Below are 16980 nucleotides of genomic sequence, written 5' to 3' on the forward strand. Positions count from 1 at the left end.
TTCCTCCTCGTAGGGGCAACAAACGACCAATAAAAGGACAAAACTTTCTACGGGGCGTTATATTGCCCCTTTCTCGTGTTTTATCATGCTTACACCCAACTTTTTTCCTTTGTGCAGTGGATTACCCCACTGTTTTATGAAAAAAGCATTACGACTGGAGTGTACAATCGGAAGGCACCCGCCGAATACTTCGATAACCTTCTTCCTCGTCAACTATTTTCCAGTTCCGTGCAGAAAATAGTCCTGGCGCTTTAATTTTATTTGTTTACTATCCTCCTTCTATCGATATTGACCAATATATTCTTAGCATATAATTTCTAAGAACACCAAGTTATTTTACACGATTAGTTATAAATTGGTCAATGATAAATTATGCTAAAAAGCATATAAATAGTATATGGATAGTTTTGATTATTCGTTCTTTTATTACCCCATAACCTTTTATCACTGCTTATATAAATAAAAAAGCACATGGAAATAGAAGGAATTTCCGTGTGCTTCATTATAGTTTATCCTTGATGTTTCTCCAAGAAATCTAACATTAAATTATAAACTTTAATCTCATTTTCTTTTTTAGAGAATCCATGTCCTTCATCTTCTAATACAAGATATTCAACATTGCGTCCCTTTTCTTTCAATTTAGCAACAATTTGATCTGATTCCTCTTTAACTACTCGAGGATCCTTTGCTCCTTGGATAACAAGCATCGGTTTTGTCATTGTATCAAGGTAAGTAGTTGGTGAATCCTTAATAAATCTTTCTTTGTCTCGTTCCGGGTCACCAACCCAACGTTCCATCATCGGCTTCCAATGAGGAGGAACAGAGTTTACAAAGGTAAATAAATCAGATGGACCAAATATATCAACAACAGCTTTGAAATATTCTGGATGTCGGCCATGCAGCAGTAATGCCATATATCCACCATAGCTTCCACCAACTAGGAAAAGCTTATCTCGATCGGTCACATTATTGTCAAATAACCATTCAATACCTGCTACGCAATCAAGACGTGGACCATGACCCCAATCCTGTTCGACTAACTTCACAAATGAAGAACCATATCCAGTAGATCCACGGAAGTTCGGTGCAAAAATAGTATACCCTCTGTTTAAGGCACTTTGGAACATCGCACGGAACATTTTACGTTCAGAAGCTTGCGGCCCACCATGTGGCCAGAAAATAGTATAGCCATTGTCATTTTCCGGCTTAGCCCTGAATAATAATGCCTCTATTTCCATTCCATCAAATGATTTATAGGAAACAACTTCCGGTTCCACCATTTCTTCTTGGCTAACACCAAGTACACGATTATTAGTTAAAGTTTCCCAATTATGTCCGTCAGTACTTTTATAAATATTAAAAGGAATGGTTGCACTACGACCTAGAATATACAGATTACCACCCTTTGTAACAACTAGCTTTTCAAGCACATCAACTGGTGTAGCTAACTTCTCCACCTTATTTTCTTTGAGGTGATATTGATAAAGAACATCTTCCACACCTTTTTCTGTAGCAAAATAGAGATAATTATTTTCTTTATCATATTGAAGACCTTCGATACTTTCATTTTCAATACGAACAACTTCTTCAAACTTCTTAGAATCTAAATTAAATTTGGCAACGTAACTATATTCATGTTCATAGTTTGTAGTGAAATATATATCCTTATCTCCAACAAAAACAGGACTAGAAGCAACATGTACTTTATCCGGATCAGGTGTTAAACTAACCGTTTCATCGCCATCTTTAACAAATAGCTGAATATAGGTATTCGCCAATAAACGCATATAGACAAACACATCTTCTTTTTCCGATACACCAGTTAAGTAGGTAGGACCAGTTTCTCCTTCGTTTAATAACGTATCCGAATTGTCTTCTAGATTTCGAATTCGGGTGTTTAAAAAGTTCGGATTTCCTTCTGATGTAACATAATATACTCTTTTTCCATCATCACTTAAATGTACATAGTAATACTTTTCTGATGGATCCCCCGTGATTAAACCTTGTGGTTCGCCACCCTCGCTAGAAACAGCATAGATATGATAATTTTCATCCCCGTCATTATCATAACCAGTTAATACATAGCGACCTTCAGGGTCAAACGTAATAAAATTTGAGGATTGATCCTTTTGGGCAAATAAATACGGGAATGTACTTGGCAAATCCATTGCCCATAAATTCATTTTTCCATTTAGATTCGTATTATAAACTAGCCGCTTCTCATCCTTGCTTACCGCAAAGTTTGAAATGACATATGTACGTAAAAATTGTTCTACAGTTGGCTTAGAAAACTGTATCATTCTATTCCCTCCCTATGTTTTTTAGATTGTTTACCTGTGAATAGTATACCGTATTTTTTATTATCTGACACTTTGAAATACACAACCGAGAGAAATAAAAATAAGACACCTTTATAAATCATTTCAACCACAAAACCAATGCAAATCGATCTGCAAGCCAAACTTATAAATCATTTTACAACAACACTAGCTCAATATGCCCTACAACCATCAGTTAATAAAAACCCATCAAAAAAACCATCCTCAACCCGAGAATGGTTTTCGCACTTATTCCTTTATACCAAGTAAATCATCGATTACTTTAGCAATTTGGTCCGTATATTTCACACATTCTTCTTTCGTCGGTGCTTCCACCATAACACGTACTAACGGCTCAGTTCCAGAAGGTCTTACAAGTACACGGCCATTACTTCCAAGTGCTTCTTCTACCTTATCAACTTCTTGTTTAATGGCAGGATCATTTAAAGCCTTTTCTTTGTCAGTTACTCGTACATTTTTTAATACCTGTGGGAAAATAGTCATTTCGCTAGCTAATTCGGATAATGGCTTTCCAGTTTCTTTCATCACATTAACTAATTGAATGGCTGATAACATTCCATCACCTGTCGTGCTGTAATCTAGAAAGATAATATGACCGGATTGCTCACCACCAAGGTTATAGCCACCTTTGCGCATTTCCTCCATCACATAACGGTCACCAACAGCTGTTTTGTCACTACGCATGCCGTGCTCTTCTAATGCTTTATAGAACCCAATATTACTCATTACAGTAGAAACTACTGTGTTATGACGTAGGAAACCTTTTTCATTCATATATTTTGCACAGATGTACATGATCTGGTCTCCATCTACAATATTACCCTTTTCATCAACAGCGATTAATCGGTCACCATCACCATCAAATGCAAGACCAATATCTGCTCCTTTATCAAGTACAAATGATTGAAGAACTTCAGGGTGTGTAGAACCAACCCCATCATTAATATTTAAACCATCCGGGGAAGCACCAATTGTATAAATATCCGCTTCTAAGTCAGCGAATAAATGAGTTGCTAGACTTGAAGTAGCTCCATGTGCGCAATCAAGTGCAATATGTATACCTTCGAAGTCATTATCAATAGATTCTTTTAGGAAAGAAAGATATTTGTGTCCCGCTTCAAAGTAATCGGAGACAACACCTACATCAGCCCCAACTGGGCGTGGCAGATTATCTTCTCCATCCAATAAATTTTCAATTTCTTCTTCTTGTTCATCAAGAAGCTTAAAACCATCCGGTCCAAAGAACTTAATTCCATTATCTTCTACTGGATTATGCGAAGCAGAAATCATGATTCCAGCTTGTGCACTTGTTGCTTTCGTTAAGTATGCAACCCCAGGTGTTGATATAACGCCTAAACGCATAACCTCTGCACCAATTGATAATAGCCCTGCAACTAAAGCACCTTCTAACATATTTCCAGAAATACGTGTATCACGACCAATTAATACTCTTGGTTTTGGGGTTTCTTTCGTTAACACATAACCGCCAAATCTACCTAACTTAAAAGCTAATTCAGGTGTTAACTCCTTATTTGCTACACCTCTAACACCATCAGTTCCAAAATATTTACCCATTGTAGTACCTCTCCTTTACATCCTTAACTTTACGGACGTTATTTAAGCACGGATGAAATAAGTTACCTTACTTCATTAAACTTCTTCTATTTCAATAGTTACTTCTTCAACCTCTACATCTATCGACACGTTATCTGGTCCTTCCACTTCAACTGGAACAGAATTTCTACCAGTATCTAGACCATTTGCATTAATAAATACACGAATATCCTCTGCACTTAACTCCCTAACATGTTGTTCATTTCCTGTAACAGTTATACTTAGCCGCCCATTACTTGGCTCAACAAAGTTAGAATTGTACCCATCTTCTAGGTTGTCCACTCCAATTGGTACATCGTCAAATACCTTTTCTTGCTCAAGATCTACAACAATTTCTAATTCTTTAACACCTGGGGCTTGTACCTTTTCTGGTAAAACAAGTCCGACCTTAATTGTACCTGATTGTTTCAGTTCTGAAAGGTTTACTGGTTCTGTTGTAACTTCATCAAGTGTTTCCAGTATCTCAGAAATAGCAAATACCTCGACTTCCTTAGTTACCAATTCCATAGAAACCAAGGAAAATCCTTCTGGTAGTTCACCTGAAGTTGCAATACTTACTGGAACCTTCTTACTTGGATTCTCAATTTCTGCAGAAATAACGACGGTTGCTGGTTCCACCTTAACAGCTAATTCATTACCTTGACTATCATATACATTAACTGGGAGTTCTCGATTTTTTATTGATTCCTTCAATCCAGCAACATCAACATATACTTTAACAATGGCTATCCGATCAATAATTTCCTTAGAACTAGTAATCGTTACTTTTTTAGAGTTTAACTCATAATCACTGATTTGATAACCCACTGGAAGTTTATCTGTATTAATAAAATCTACCGTTACATTAAAATCATTTGAGGCTCGTTCTTCAATCATGACATCTATCGTTTTCGGCTCAATATAGACCAATAGTTGACCCGAAACCTCTTCATGTTGGATCTCAACTTCATGTTCTCCTTCTTCTAACCCTGTTAAGTCAATAAACGCCTTAATGTTTCGCTGTCTAATAACCGGTTCTAAAGCACTTGATGGGCCTTCAAGGGATACTGTCACAGTCTCCGGAACCCCACTAACTACAAATCTTTCACTATCAATACGTATATCTAATGGAATGTCAGTCAATTTTTGAGTTTGTGTTGAGCCACCAAAAAGAGTTGTAAAAGAAATTGGGCTTTCCTTTTCTGTATCGACCTCTTCAATGGAAACAAAGACATACAATAGAATTGCAAAGCCTAGAGAAATTCCTCGGATAAACCATTTACTTCTAAACCAATTATCCATTCTTTTTCCCCCTTATCTTCCAGGTCTTCTTCTCAGAAGTTCTCTGAACAGGAGCTAAATTCTCAAGCAAAAAGTCTCTTAATCCATCCTGACCCATATCCCTACGTAATTCACCATTTTTGGTTCCTGAAATACCACCGGTTTCTTCTGATACGACGATAGTTAAAGCATCTGTTACCTCACTTATTCCCATCGCAGCTCTATGCCTTGTTCCTAGTTCCTTTGAAATAAAAGGACTTTCAGATAATGGGAGGTAACATGCCGCAGCAACAATTTCATCCTCTTTAATAATGACAGCCCCATCATGAAGTGGGGTATTCGGTGTAAAAATGTTAGTTAATAACTGATGTGTTAAATTTCCATTAATCGGTATACCTGTTTCAATATATTCACCAATACCTGTCTCACGTTCAATTGTAATTAGTGCACCAATTCTTCGTTTGGCCATATAATTACAGGATTGAACAATATCCGTGACAAGCTTCTCAAATTTCTCTTCCTCGGATTTTGTGCTCCTTGAAAAGATGTTCCCTCTACCAAGTTGTTCTAAAGCCCTTCTCAGTTCTGGTTGGAACAAAATGATAATAACAAGCACACCCCAGGTAATAATTTGATCTGTTGCCCACATTAATGTTTTTAATTCAAACATCATACTGAGTAACCTGACAACAAAAACAACAACGATGCCCTTGAGTAGCTGAATCGCTTTTGTTCCTCTTATTAACATGATTAGTTTATATAGAACATACCAGACGAGACCTATATCTACGCCTATTCTTAGTAGGTCTACTATACCGAAATCTCCATTAGGCATGTCTGCACTTCCTTTTATACATCGAATTCTCTTCCTGTCTTCACAAGAGAACGTAACGTTCACTTTATGTAATAAATAGCGCGTACGTATGAAGGATTGTAATTATATATACCCTCCCTCGCAAAAATGTCGTTTCCATTATACCATATTTTATATCGATATACGCTACCCATCTAATCTCCATTCTTACAAAATTCTAGGTAGTTTATAACACATTATATTCATGTGAAATTAATTACCTTCCTAACTATAAAAAGAAAAGTAAAAAACCCGGGTATCCCCAGGCTTTACTACTCAATAGAAAATATACCTTTAAACAAGTTTTGAATATTATACCATACCCATTCAAATACACGGTCTACTTCTTTAAGCTCTCCATTAACTCCACCTACATCGGCCATTAAACCAGAACCATCTATTCCTTGCTCCTCAACTAATTTACCATTAATAAGAGTAACATTTCCATCAACATTTCCATCTATCTTTAAATTTCCATTTTGTACTACTAAATCCCCTTCAACTGTAACTCCTTCAGGAACAATGACTATATTATCCTCTATAATTAGATTTTCAGGGTTAGATACCATAAGTTGAGAATCTTGTTCAAATGCAGATAATAACCCTGTAAACATAAAGATAAAGAATATTGCCGCTGCAGTAAGTATTGGATGCACCTTAAACCAGCGTAGATACTTAACATGCTTTTTCTCTACTGGTAATTGTTGCATTAAATTCTCTGCAAAGTTATCAGGGGCATTCAATTTTTCAGCACTTTGTATTAATGTTATGGTTCTTTTCAATTCATGAAGATGCTTTTGGCATTCCACACATACTTCAAGATGATTTCTTAATTGGGATTCTTCTTCCCTTGTAATATCACCATCTAAATGCTTATGCATTAATTCTAATGCTTCTTTATTACAATCCAACTGGATTCACTCCTTTTACACATGACGAAGCTTTTTCCTTAAGGCTTCCCTTCCTCGATGGATTCTAGTTTTTACTGTTCCAATCGGGATATCTAATATTTCACTTATCTCTTGGAGAGAGAAGTCTTCTAAATAGCGCAGCATAATTATACTACGATATTTTGGCGGAAGCTCAGCAATCTGCTTTTGTATATAATTTTGAAGTTCCAGTCCTTCTATTTCATCCTCTGGAAGCCTACCCTCTGCCGCTAACTGCGAATACATATCCAATCCTTCTGTTCCCTTCACTTCCGCATCTAAATAGTAATCTGGTTTTCTCTTCCGTAATCGGTCAATAGTTAAATTTGTTGCAATTCTATATAACCAGGTTGAAAACTTTCTGCGTTCGTCATAGGAGTGGATATTAACATACGCTCGGATAAATGCTTCTTGAGCAATATCCTCTGCTTCATGTTTGTTGCCAAGCATTCGGTGACAATGTTGATATATTTTGTCCTGATAGAACATGACAATATCTTCAAACGCGGCGTGGTCTCCCTTTTTAACTTGTTTAATTTTGTCTCTAATTATTAATTCCATACCTGTACCTCCGCCTGCTGCGGTATTAAACCTTACGTTTCATCCTCAAAAAGGTTTCACTTTTTCTTTAAAAAAATATTAAATCCGCTTTTTATTATTCATTAATGTTGAAAAGTTGATGATTTTTTTCATTGCGCATCAACAGTAAACATTTTCCAACTATATTATAACGTATAATCCATAAAAAATATCGACTTTTCTAAATTTACTATTGCCAATATTAATTTATCAGGTTAATATAGTTTAATGTATGGTAATAGGGGGTATAGAAATGGATAAGCTTTTATTACAAATAGAGCAATGTAGAAAAGAGATGATTGCTCTAAGTGATACATACAAATTAACATCCGAGGCAGTTGTGAAAACTAGTAAAAAATTAGATAACCTGTTAAATCAATACCAACTAGGGAATATAAACAAATAAAAAGGCACCAATTAGTAAATTAATGCCTTTCTGTTTAGATTTATTTTAGTTTTTCACCAAATAAAGATCCCATTAAACCAACAGCTAATGTAGCTGTTTTATTTTTTTCATCAAGTATTGGATTTACCTCAACAACTTCAAGCGAGGTAATCAAATCTGAATCCGCTAACATTTCCATTGCCAAATGACTTTCACGATAAGTCATACCACCTAATACCGGTGTTCCTACACCCGGTGCTTCCGTTGGATCTAAACCATCTAAATCCATACTTAGATGAACAGCATCTGTATTTTCTTTAAGGTATTGAATTGTTTCTTCCATTACCTGAGACATACCCATTCGATCAATTTCATGCATCGTATAAACCTTAATACCTTTTTCACGAATTAAGTCTCTTTCTCCAGGGTCTAATGAGCGTGCTCCAATAATGACAATATTCTCAGGCTTCACTTTAGGTGCGTAGTTATATAGGTTTGTAAGTCTTTCATGTCCAAGGCCAAGACTAGCAGCTAACGGCATACCATGAATGTTTCCAGATGGAGACGTTTCACTTGTGTTTAAGTCACCATGTGCATCATACCAAATCACTCCAAGGTTCTTATAATGCTTCGAAATACCTGCCAAACTTCCAATAGCGATACTGTGGTCTCCTCCAAGAATTAACGGAAATCTGTCCTTCTGAATCTCTGCATCAACCATTTTAGCAAGTGTTTCATTTGCAGCAATAACTTGTTCTAAGTTTTTCAATTTACTTCCGTCATTCATAATTGTGTCCGGACGATTAATAGCAATATCACCTAAATCATCAATCGCATATTTCAAATTTTGTAATCGTTCTATTGCTCCTGCATAACGAAGAGCACTAGGACCCATGTCTACCCCACGGCGACTTTGACCTAAGTCCATCGGAACACCTATTAAAGAAATTTTATTTTTCATTATATATAGCCACCCCCACTCATCATTGTACCTTAGATTATTGAAACGACTCAACTCGACAATTTTTTGAATATTTATTCACATTTCTTGTGTAGGAGAAAGAAAATTTTACTACAAAAAACGAAAATAGGTATCGTCACATAAGACGATACCTATTTAAAGAGTTTCATTTGAATATGGTTGAAGTGTTAACTGGATGATACCTTCCTTTTTCCAAGCCTCCACTAGCTGAACTGCACTATCTTTAGTTGGCATAAAAGCTATACCACAGTCTCCTCCGCCGGCTCCTGATTGTTTTGCAGCTCCACCAAAGTCTTCAGCAAGATTACATAACTTAGTTATCATAGGTGTCTCTAATTCTGTATTTGCCTCTTTTCCAACCTCAACTAATGCAATTCTATTCTGTTTTATTCCCGTTAGCAATTGTGGGATATTATTTTCATGAATACCGTTAAGAATATTATCCACTGCTTCTTCACTATGTTGCAAAAATTCCTGATATTTATCTGAATTCGTCTTTTTTAATTCTTTTATCCGCTCTACCAAGTTCCCTGTTGATGCTGGACTACCTGTCCAACCAATACATAGATATATATCTTCAGGAAGTTGAATTTGTCCTACCTGAAAATACTTCCAATCTAATCTTAGTAACTCCATCAATGTATGGGATTCTTCATATTTTTCTCTTAGCCACTCTGCTTGAAAGGATGAATATTGAATAATTCCACTATATGAAGAAGCCGCTACATCTGCTCCTGATCCATTACCTTGAGCTGCTACATGTGAAATAGAGGCAAGCTTAAAAATAAGTTCACGTGCTGGTTCCTCGTCAAGATGCCACTTTAGGATTGCAGTTATCACACCTACAGCAACAGCCGCACTTGAGCCTAGGCCGAACTTTTTACCAGAAACTTTATCATCTAATTCACTTTTTATATAACCCTTAAAACTACGGATGGGAATATTATTTTCCTTTAAATATATGCACGCGGTTGTCATTGCTTCCTGAACAAAATTAACACGAATATCAGTTGACTCAATGGTGACCCGATTATCTTTAAATTGCCATGGTAAGTTTTCTAGTTGAAATTTTTCTAGTGTGATTTGATTTATTTTGTTCGCTTCGATTTTCACATAAACGAATCGATTGACTGCCATCGCAAGTAATTGATGATTTGGCTCCAATACCGCAAATTCACCAGCTATCATTAATTTCCCGGGTACTCTAACCTCAAGCGAATTAGACAAATTTCTCATCCTCTAAATACGATATCCCTTGTCCAACGCGGCTCAATTTCACATCGGATACACCTGGAATAGTACGTAATGTTTCCTGTACCTTTTCCTCATGTTCCGGCAAATAAAGTACTTTCACATTCGGACCGGCATCAATTGTGAAATAAGCAGGAATACCTGAATCACGTAATTGTTGAACAGTTTGCATGACGGAAACAGTTGTATCTAACCAGTAAGTAAATGGTGGGTTAGCTCCTAGTGTTGTGGCATGCATCTTTAAACAATTTGCCTCAGCGATTGCCCCAACTTTTTCGAAGTCCTTGTTGTTAATTCCATCTTTAATTACTTCTAAATCTTGAGGAATACTTTCTACCCACCCTTTAAAAAAGGGTGATGTCTCAACTGTTCGCCTCATCCCAGCTCTACTGGAGACCTTTTTCATTTTGGAGGAAAGAACAACAGCTGCAACCCGAATATCCCAGTGTTCCTGTGGTGCAATTGGAACTGCATAGGAATCAGAACCGTCTTCTTCTTCTCCCTTTTGCCACTCTGCAAACCCACCAAAAACAGATCGACATGCAGACCCAGAACCTTGTCTGGTTAGGCGTGATAATTCAGTCTCCGATAAATTTAAACCAATAGCCTTTGAAGAAGCTGCAGCAAGTGCAGCAAATCCTGACGCAGAAGAAGCGAAACCCGCCGCTGTAGGTACAGCATTAATAGAAGCCACTTCTGCAAATAGTTCTTTCCCAGCAAGGTCCCGAACTAAATCAAGAAACGTTGTTACCCTTTGAAATTGCTCGCCTTCTACTGCAATATCATCGAGTAGGAAACGATCTCCAGTAAGTTCCTCTTTGAACTCAACTGACGTAGTGCTATAAAAACCATCTAATGTTATCGACAAACTATTATTTGTGGGTAAAATCAAAGCTTCATTTCGTTTTCCCCAATATTTAATTAAGGCAATATTTGTATGCGCCTTTGCAGTTGCTTTCATGACAATCCCCTTTTCAAAAAGCCGACCAGCTTTAATCTTGTTTTCTTAATACAAATGGCCACACAGCCTGAGCGCCGAATTCTTTCAATTTTTCAGCTAGTTGTCTGGAATGGATTTCATTTTTTGCAAGTGCAATTATGCAGCCACCATTGCCTGCACCAGTTAATTTGGCTCCTATTGCTCCTTCTTTACGAGCAAAGTTAATTAAACGATCTAACCCCTCATCACTCACTCCGAGAGCAGAAAGTTCTTTTTGTGCCTCATTAAGCATTTGACCTAATAAGTTTTTACCAGCCTTTTCTAATGCATGTTTGGCTAGATGAGTAAGTTCTCCAATCCGTTCAATCTTGGATTGTATTTTCTTTGGAGCTTTTTTTAATAAATGTGCAACTGATTCCACCGCAGAACGCGTATCACCAATTCTGCCAGAATCCGCCACGATAAAATGAAAGTCCTCTACAGGACTGATATAGCCCACTGGTTTTTCTCTTTCAAACCACACTGGTGATTCCGATGTAATGGTTAATGTATCGATACCACTCGGCGAACCGTGTGCAAACTTTTCAGCTATATTTGCAAAATGTAATAATTCTTGCTCCGTATAATCCACTTTTGCATATGAGAATAAAGACCGTATAATTGCAATTGCCACAGAAGCACTTGAACCTAATCCTTTGCCAAGTGGGATAGATGATTTGACTTGAATAATCATGTCTTTTCTTGGATGCCCAAGATATTTTAACGTAGCATGAATAGCATTTACGATGCCTTCTAAAGCAAGTGGAGCAGCGTCCATGTTTCCATGGTAAAACGCACTATCGAATTTCATTGGACCCGGTTTATATTTAATAACTGATTCCACACCAACCAATGGAAAAGGGATTGCGATTGCAGGTTGTCCGTGTACAACTGCGTGTTCGCCAATTAAAATTAATTTGCTATGGGCAATTCCAATTCCATTCTTTTCTGTTGCTATAATGTTGTCTGTAATTGTTACCTTTTCAGCACTCATTTTGAATATTGTTCCACCAATTCTTTAGCTTTACCTACACGGATTTCCTTTGATTTGACTAATTGCTCAGCTATAATATCAATCATCTCCCCAGTAGCGCCAGCAGCTATTGCAACAGAGCGTGAATGAAGTGCCATATGACCCTTTTGAATCCCATCTGTTACTAGAGCTTTCAAAGCACCAAGATTTTGTGCTAACCCAACTGCTACAATAACTTGTGCAAGCTCTGAAGCAGATTCTGTTTTTAACATTTTATGCGCTAATTGTGAAATTGGATGTACTCGAATTGCTCCACCAACCGTTCCGATGGACATTGGTAATTCTAATTCGCCTATTAAATTGCCTTCATCATCCACTGACCACTTTGTCATCGAACGATACCTTCCAGTACGCGAAGCATATGCATGTGCACCTGCTTCTACTGCACGCCAGTCATTTCCTGTTGCAATAACAACTGGATCAATTCCATTCATGATTCCTTTATTATGCGTAACAGCACGATAAGGATCAGAATCAGCGAATTCAAATGCATGGACAACCCCATCACGAACCTCTTCACCAGAATGGTCGCCCGTAACTAATAATTTCGGAGGGATAACGCAAGTTGCTTTCGCTACACAACGGTCAGCAAAATTTGACAGAATTCGTAGATAAACCTTTCCAGAAGTAAGGTCCTCTACTACTGGCGCCAATGACTCAACCATTGTATTAATGATATTTGCACCCATTGCATCACATGTATCAACATACATATGCAGTACGAGCATTTTACCATAGTCAGAGTTAGGGGCATCATTAAGAATTCTTACATCTAGACCCCTTGCTCCTCCACCTCTTGCAACAATACTCGGATATGCTGCATTTGCAGCTTCAATCAACTCTTGTTTAGAATCCAATAGAGATTGCTTTGCAGCGTTAAAATCCGCACAACCTACAATCTGTATCTGTCCAATCATTATTCTTTCTGATGCCTCTGTCTTAAAACCACCAGCATCACGTACTATTTTAGCAATATGACTAGCCGAAGCCACGATTGATGCCTCTTCAACCGCCATAGGTATTATATAGTCTTTCCCGTTAATGAGGAAATTCAATCCTAATCCTAGAGGAAGTGGGAATGTTCCTATAACATTTTCAATCATTTTATCTGCAGTTTCGATTGGTAATGCTTCCTGTGAAGATAAAATATTTAACTCATTATCCTCAAATTCAAGAGCCTCCCGTAATAGCTCTCTTCGCTCTTCAACTGTTTTTTTATAAAAACCAGGAATCCTAGAAGATTTCATACCAACCATCCTTTTATATCATTATAAGTTGTAAGTTACTTTTTGTTAAATATAGAATTACTCTATCTATTATGTTAAAAAACAGTATAAAATGCAAATAAAAACAAGGTTACAATGGGACCTGCAACCTTGTTTTTATTTTGATCTATAATTAATTGATGAGCCATGTAGGATTCGAACCTACGACCCTCTGATTAAAAGTCAGATGCTCTACCGACTGAGCTAATGGCTCATATGAATGAGTAAATCTAATGATGACTGAGCGCGGCCTCTGCATCTTCAAGTCTATTCGATGTTTTTTGACCCTAGCATTTCTTTATTGTATATGAAATACCCAAAAAGTAAAAAAGCTGGGCTACCAGGATTCGAACCTGGGAATGACGGGACCAAAACCCGTTGCCTTACCGCTTGGCTATAGCCCAATAATCTAAATGGTGGAGGGGGGCAGATTCGAACTGCCGAACCCGAAGGAGCGGATTTACAGTCCGCCGCGTTTAGCCACTTCGCTACCCCTCCATATATTTAGCATATTAAATTACTTTTATGCAAAAAAATGGTGCCGGCCAGAGGACTTGAACCCCCAACCTACTGATTACAAGTCAGTTGCTCTACCAATTGAGCTAGGCCGGCATGGTGATTGATTCACTTATTAAGTTTGTGCAAATTGGAAAAGTTTATTTAATGGTGGAGGATGCAGGGCTCGAACCTGCGACCCCCTGCTTGTAAGGCAGGTGCTCTCCCAGCTGAGCTAATCCTCCACTTGGTGACCCGTACGGGATTCGAACCCGTGTTACCGCCGTGAAAGGGCGGTGTCTTAACCGCTTGACCAACGGGCCAATATTTTTAAAGGTTGTCTCACAGTCAACGAATTTTATTATATACAGATTTGCAATGTTTGTAAAGAGGAAAAGCAAACTTTTTTAAAGTTTTTTTATTCTTAATTATAAAAATGCTATTCCTACTATGTTTATCTATTCCCTGAAAGAATATTATTATATAAAAGATTGGTTTTTTAATAAATAAATGATAAATTATAGTTAGGTACTAATAGTTAATCACAATTATTGGAGGTTTGACATGTCAGAACTATTAAAAGGTAAAAATATAGTCGTTATGGGAGTAGCTAATGAACGTAGTATCGCTTGGGGAGTTACAAAGTCACTACACAACGCCGGGGCAAACCTTATTTTTACTAATAGACAAGAAAGATCCTATAAGAAACTTACTCAATTACTAGAAAAAAATAATATGGAAGCTAAATTAATTGTTTCATGTGATGTTGCAAGTGATGAAAGTATTACTAGCGCATTTCAGGAAATCAAAGAAAAAGTTGGTGTAATTCACGGACTTGTCCATGCAATTGCTTTTGCAAATCGCGATGAGTTAAAGGGAGAATACGCAGATACGTCACGTGAAGGATTCTTACTTGCCCAAAACATTAGTGCATTTTCTCTAGTTGCCGTTACGAAAGCAGCAAAAGAATTAATGACCGAAGGCGGTAGCATTGTTACACAAACTTACTTAGGGGCAGAGAGAGTTATTCCAAACTATAATGTGATGGGCGTAGCCAAAGCCTCCCTAGAGGCAAGTATGAGGTATTTAGCTGAAGACGTTGGAAAGTACGGAATTCGTGTTAATGCCATCTCTGCTGGTCCTATTCGTACGCTTGCTGCAAAAGGAGTATCTGGTTTCAATGAAAAAATGGGAATTGTAGAAGAAAAAGCTCCTTTACGCCAAAACGTTGACCAGGATCAAGTTGGAGATGCAACATTATTCTTTATGAGCGACCTTTCAAGAGGGGTTACAGGCGAAGTATTACACGTTGACTCTGGTTACCATATTATTGGTGGATAGAGTACTAGGACAACTATTAGACGCTTACTAAATATTTTAGTAGGCGTTATTTTACTATATAAGGAGACTGGGGGTAACTGTATGGGGGAATGGTTTGGAAGTAAGAGCATAACTGTTTTTAACATTTTTGGTTGGCATCATGCATTAATGATTGTTCTTTATTTAATTGGAATTGGATATCTCATAATCTACTCAAATAAATTAAGGCAAGATAAAAGGCTAGCTCAAACAATTAGATGGGGATTATTTATCGTCTTAGTTAGCTCTGAGTTTAGTTATCAAACTTGGGGAATGATTAATGGTATGTGGAACCCCTCTGAATTTCTACCCTTTCAATTATGTAGTATAGCAGGGATCCTAACCATGCTTGCCCTTCTATCGGGAAATCACAAGTTAATACAGATTGTGTTCTTTATCGGAATAGTTCCGTCCTTTCTTGCAGTAATAACCCCAGAACTACAGCATGGTTATCCACATTTACGATTTTGGCAGTTTTTTATTCACCATATTGCTCTATCATGGGGAAGCTTTTTTCTTATTATTTCTAACCCTATTAAAATTACATTTAAAAAAACAATAGAGGCATACGGGTACCTTTTAGTTTATGCCGGAATAGTAGGATTCATCTTAAATCCTATTTTCAATGCAAACTTTCTTTTCCTTGCGCGAACCCCATCAGCAAATACACCCTTAAATTTACTAGGCAGTGGATTCTGGTACTATGTTAACCTCTGCTTAGTTGGTTTAGTAGTTTTCCTTGCTATCTATCTTATATATATGTTGTTTCGTCAACAAACACAAAAGAGGGGTTGAACCACAATTCCCTTTTCTTTATTCTAAATTACGTTAACCATACTAACAGCAGGATATTTTCTGCATGAAACCTCTACTTTTATACTACCATTTGATTAACAAGCAACCAAAAAGCATATTACCGGAACAAACATTGTAATATAGTCAAATTAATTCTCTCCTATCTAAAAAAAGCGATTGGACGTCTAAATGTCCAATCGCATAAGAATTACTTTTGATTATTAACTTCCTTCTACAAATAGTCCTTCTAAAGGCTTCCAGGGATGTACATGATAATTAAACCTTCCTTCTAATACCGCTGGATCATTTTTTGCAATTTCCTCTGCCTCCTCTAAATTTTGTACCTCCGTGATTACTAATCCACCAGTATGGTCCAAAAATGGTCCAGCAGATACTAGCCTTTCGTTTAATGTTTTAACTAAGTATTCTCGATGCAGACGCAACTTTTGTTCCCAGAAAGGCTTACCCTCTACCCAAGCTTCACCTAAGGAATAGATAATTACTGCTTTCACTTCATCACCCCTCCATGTGATTGTTTTCACATGGAGTATAACGATATATTTTATAATTAGCAACCGATTATATTCACACAAAAAAAGGACAGCTTAACATTCTAAAAAGAAGTTAAGCTGTCCACTGAGAGCTTCCAACAGGATTTGAACCTGCGACCCCCACCTTACCATGGTGGTGCTCTACCTGCTGAGCTATGGAAGCGTATTAATATAAACATAAAAAATGGCTCCACAGGTAGGATTCGAACCTACGACCGATCGGTTAACAGCCGATTGCTCTACCACTGAGCTACTGTGGAATAATTAAAATTAAAAACTAATCATGTTTTTGAAAGTAATTCCACGATGTT

15 protein-coding genes and 8 tRNA genes are annotated in these 16980 nt (G+C 37.2%); 3 read left to right on the forward strand and 20 right to left on the reverse strand.

Annotated features, from left to right (window positions below):
- Nucleotides 1–509 precede the first annotated feature (509 nt).
- The 6 genes from K332_RS0118400 to sigW form a co-directional block, all read right to left on the reverse strand.
- Entirely contained in the window at nucleotides 510–2300 is a 1791-nt protein-coding gene (locus K332_RS0118400) for a S9 family peptidase (protein ID WP_026908801.1), read from the reverse strand.
- A gap of 267 nt (nucleotides 2301–2567) precedes the next feature.
- Complete coding sequence (gene glmM / locus K332_RS0118405) at nucleotides 2568–3914, reverse strand: phosphoglucosamine mutase (RefSeq protein ID WP_026908802.1); 1347 nt, start codon at nucleotides 3912–3914, stop codon at nucleotides 2568–2570.
- A 75-nt stretch (nucleotides 3915–3989) separates the two neighbouring features.
- On the reverse strand, nucleotides 3990–5234 hold the full coding sequence (locus K332_RS0118410) for a CdaR family protein (protein ID WP_026908803.1): 1245 nt from the start codon (nucleotides 5232–5234) through the stop codon (nucleotides 3990–3992).
- Nucleotides 5227–6048: a diadenylate cyclase CdaA gene (gene cdaA, locus K332_RS0118415; RefSeq protein ID WP_026908804.1), complete on the reverse strand. Its 822-nt coding sequence runs from the start codon at nucleotides 6046–6048 to the stop codon at nucleotides 5227–5229. The genes K332_RS0118410 and cdaA overlap by 8 nt, the downstream gene beginning before the upstream one ends.
- Nucleotides 6049–6338: 290 nt before the next feature.
- Nucleotides 6339–6977, reverse strand: a complete 639-nt coding sequence (locus K332_RS0118420; protein ID WP_026908805.1) for a zf-HC2 domain-containing protein — start codon at nucleotides 6975–6977, stop codon at nucleotides 6339–6341.
- A 15-nt stretch (nucleotides 6978–6992) separates the two neighbouring features.
- Nucleotides 6993–7556, reverse strand: a complete 564-nt coding sequence (sigW, locus tag K332_RS0118425) for an RNA polymerase sigma factor SigW (RefSeq protein ID WP_026908806.1) — start codon at nucleotides 7554–7556, stop codon at nucleotides 6993–6995.
- 271 nt (nucleotides 7557–7827) lie between these two features.
- Between sigW and K332_RS23755 the strand changes: the two genes are divergently transcribed.
- Nucleotides 7828–7980 (forward strand): aspartyl-phosphate phosphatase Spo0E family protein, encoded by a 153-nt coding sequence (locus K332_RS23755; protein ID WP_084288121.1) that lies wholly within the window; start codon nucleotides 7828–7830, stop codon nucleotides 7978–7980.
- A gap of 40 nt (nucleotides 7981–8020) precedes the next feature.
- Here the strand turns inward: K332_RS23755 and rocF are convergent, their stop codons facing one another.
- The 11 genes from rocF to K332_RS0118485 all read right to left on the reverse strand — a co-directional run bounded on the left by rocF (nucleotide 8021) and on the right by K332_RS0118485 (nucleotide 14287).
- Nucleotides 8021–8920: an arginase gene (rocF, locus tag K332_RS0118435; RefSeq protein ID WP_026908807.1), complete on the reverse strand. Its 900-nt coding sequence runs from the start codon at nucleotides 8918–8920 to the stop codon at nucleotides 8021–8023.
- Nucleotides 8921–9076: 156 nt separating this feature from the next.
- The gene (locus K332_RS0118440) at nucleotides 9077–10168 is read right to left on the reverse strand and encodes a phosphomevalonate kinase (RefSeq protein ID WP_026908808.1); all 1092 of its coding nucleotides are present in this window, start codon (nucleotides 10166–10168) and stop codon (nucleotides 9077–9079) included.
- Nucleotides 10161–11153: a diphosphomevalonate decarboxylase gene (mvaD, locus tag K332_RS0118445; protein ID WP_026908809.1), complete on the reverse strand. Its 993-nt coding sequence runs from the start codon at nucleotides 11151–11153 to the stop codon at nucleotides 10161–10163. Before mvaD ends, K332_RS0118440 begins: the two co-directional genes overlap by 8 nt.
- 31 nt (nucleotides 11154–11184) lie before the next feature.
- A complete protein-coding gene (gene mvk / locus K332_RS0118450; protein ID WP_026908810.1) occupies nucleotides 11185–12165 on the reverse strand; it encodes a mevalonate kinase in 981 nt (326 codons plus the stop codon).
- On the reverse strand, nucleotides 12162–13451 hold the full coding sequence (locus K332_RS0118455; RefSeq protein ID WP_026908811.1) for a hydroxymethylglutaryl-CoA reductase, degradative: 1290 nt from the start codon (nucleotides 13449–13451) through the stop codon (nucleotides 12162–12164). Before K332_RS0118455 ends, mvk begins: the two co-directional genes overlap by 4 nt.
- A 159-nt stretch (nucleotides 13452–13610) precedes the next feature.
- Nucleotides 13611–13683 (reverse strand) — tRNA-Lys (locus K332_RS0118460).
- Nucleotides 13684–13801: 118 nt separating this feature from the next.
- Nucleotides 13802–13873: transfer RNA gene (locus K332_RS0118465), tRNA-Gln, on the reverse strand.
- A gap of 10 nt (nucleotides 13874–13883) precedes the next feature.
- A tRNA-Tyr gene (locus K332_RS0118470) sits at nucleotides 13884–13967 on the reverse strand.
- Nucleotides 13968–14005: 38 nt separating this feature from the next.
- Nucleotides 14006–14081, reverse strand: a tRNA-Thr gene (locus K332_RS0118475).
- A 52-nt stretch (nucleotides 14082–14133) separates the two neighbouring features.
- A tRNA-Val gene (locus K332_RS0118480) sits at nucleotides 14134–14209 on the reverse strand.
- A gap of 3 nt (nucleotides 14210–14212) precedes the next feature.
- A tRNA-Glu gene (locus tag K332_RS0118485) sits at nucleotides 14213–14287 on the reverse strand.
- A 241-nt stretch (nucleotides 14288–14528) separates the two neighbouring features.
- On the opposite strand from K332_RS0118485, the gene fabI reads away from it, so the two are divergent.
- Together fabI and K332_RS0118495 are read left to right on the forward strand one after the other, a co-directional pair.
- Nucleotides 14529–15305, forward strand: coding sequence for an enoyl-ACP reductase FabI (fabI, locus tag K332_RS0118490; protein WP_026908812.1), 777 nt, complete (start codon nucleotides 14529–14531; stop codon nucleotides 15303–15305).
- Between the two features lie 81 nt (nucleotides 15306–15386).
- Nucleotides 15387–16118: a YwaF family protein gene (locus K332_RS0118495; protein ID WP_026908813.1), complete on the forward strand. Its 732-nt coding sequence runs from the start codon at nucleotides 15387–15389 to the stop codon at nucleotides 16116–16118.
- 221 nt (nucleotides 16119–16339) lie between these two features.
- On the opposite strand, the gene K332_RS0118500 is transcribed toward K332_RS0118495, so the two are convergent.
- From K332_RS0118500 to K332_RS0118510, 3 genes are all read right to left on the reverse strand, one after another.
- The gene (locus tag K332_RS0118500; RefSeq protein ID WP_026908814.1) at nucleotides 16340–16630 is read right to left on the reverse strand and encodes a YciI family protein; all 291 of its coding nucleotides are present in this window, start codon (nucleotides 16628–16630) and stop codon (nucleotides 16340–16342) included.
- A 129-nt stretch (nucleotides 16631–16759) separates the two neighbouring features.
- Nucleotides 16760–16832, reverse strand: a tRNA-Thr gene (locus K332_RS0118505).
- Between the two features lie 22 nt (nucleotides 16833–16854).
- Nucleotides 16855–16929 (reverse strand) — tRNA-Asn (locus tag K332_RS0118510).
- Nucleotides 16930–16980: the final 51 nt, after the last annotated feature.

The organism is Paucisalibacillus globulus DSM 18846 (assembly GCF_000482485.1).
Lineage (GTDB): Bacteria > Bacillota > Bacilli > Bacillales > Amphibacillaceae > Ornithinibacillus > Ornithinibacillus globulus.

Excerpts from the sequence above, each read along its gene's own strand:
- K332_RS0118400 (WP_026908801.1), bottom strand. The coding sequence starts at position 2,300 with ATGATACAGTTTTCTAAGCCAACTGTAGAACAATTTTTACGTACATAT.
- glmM (WP_026908802.1), bottom strand. The coding sequence starts at position 3,914 with ATGGGTAAATATTTTGGAACTGATGGTGTTAGAGGTGTAGCAAATAAG.
- K332_RS0118410 (WP_026908803.1), bottom strand. The coding sequence starts at position 5,234 with ATGGATAATTGGTTTAGAAGTAAATGGTTTATCCGAGGAATTTCTCTA.
- cdaA (WP_026908804.1), bottom strand. The coding sequence starts at position 6,048 with ATGCCTAATGGAGATTTCGGTATAGTAGACCTACTAAGAATAGGCGTA.
- sigW (WP_026908806.1), bottom strand. The coding sequence starts at position 7,556 with ATGGAATTAATAATTAGAGACAAAATTAAACAAGTTAAAAAGGGAGAC.
- K332_RS23755 (WP_084288121.1), top strand. The coding sequence starts at position 7,828 with ATGGATAAGCTTTTATTACAAATAGAGCAATGTAGAAAAGAGATGATT.
- rocF (WP_026908807.1), bottom strand. The coding sequence starts at position 8,920 with ATGAAAAATAAAATTTCTTTAATAGGTGTTCCGATGGACTTAGGTCAA.
- mvaD (WP_026908809.1), bottom strand. The coding sequence starts at position 11,153 with ATGAAAGCAACTGCAAAGGCGCATACAAATATTGCCTTAATTAAATAT.
- mvk (WP_026908810.1), bottom strand. The coding sequence starts at position 12,165 with ATGAGTGCTGAAAAGGTAACAATTACAGACAACATTATAGCAACAGAA.
- K332_RS0118455 (WP_026908811.1), bottom strand. The coding sequence starts at position 13,451 with ATGAAATCTTCTAGGATTCCTGGTTTTTATAAAAAAACAGTTGAAGAG.
- fabI (WP_026908812.1), top strand. The coding sequence starts at position 14,529 with ATGTCAGAACTATTAAAAGGTAAAAATATAGTCGTTATGGGAGTAGCT.
- K332_RS0118495 (WP_026908813.1), top strand. The coding sequence starts at position 15,387 with ATGGGGGAATGGTTTGGAAGTAAGAGCATAACTGTTTTTAACATTTTT.